Origin of the sequence: Acinetobacter sp. NIPH 817 (assembly GCF_000368405.1) — a bacterium.
GTDB lineage: Bacteria > Pseudomonadota > Gammaproteobacteria > Pseudomonadales > Moraxellaceae > Acinetobacter.
This window is the reverse complement of the sequence record NZ_KB849418.1, coordinates 276,946-277,464: the sequence shown is the minus strand read 5'-3', so window position 1 is coordinate 277,464 and position 519 is coordinate 276,946. Positions and strand designations below refer to the sequence as shown.

The window sequence follows — 519 nt, the reverse complement described above, 5'->3', positions numbered from 1 at the left end:
GTATAAGTTTGTGTATCGTTAACAGTACTGCTATTACCTGCTGCATCTGTAAACGTTACTTTGGCATCAATGGTTTTATCTGCATCTGCCGTTAAATCGCTGCCCGGTACACTTACTGTCCATGTACCTGCTGCACTGTCTACAGTTGCAGTATACGTTTGACCATTAATAACAACAGTAACGACTGTATTCGCGGCATCTGCCGGAACGTTTTTCAAAACACCAGTAACCGTAACATTGCCTGATGCTTCTGAAGCATTAATCACGTTGTCAGAAGTGACAGAGTCAACCGCGAAGTTGACACCACTTGTATCTGGACCCACTGCATCGACAGTACCTGTGCCTGGTAATGATGGGTTACCTGCTGGATCGGTAGCGATTGCTGTTACCTTGTCTCCGTCATTTAAACCTGGATTTGGCACAGTCCAGCTACCATCCGGTCCTGCTACAACGCTTGCTGTACTGCCATCAGGATAGGTCACAGTGACTGTTGAGCCAGGTTCTGCTGTACCTGTAATT

At 46.4% G+C, this 519-nt stretch carries 1 protein-coding gene; it reads right to left on the bottom strand.

The genetic code is table 11. The features are described from left to right. On the bottom strand, window positions 1-519 hold a 519-nt coding region (locus F968_RS01275), incomplete at both ends, for an Ig-like domain-containing protein (protein ID WP_157406310.1).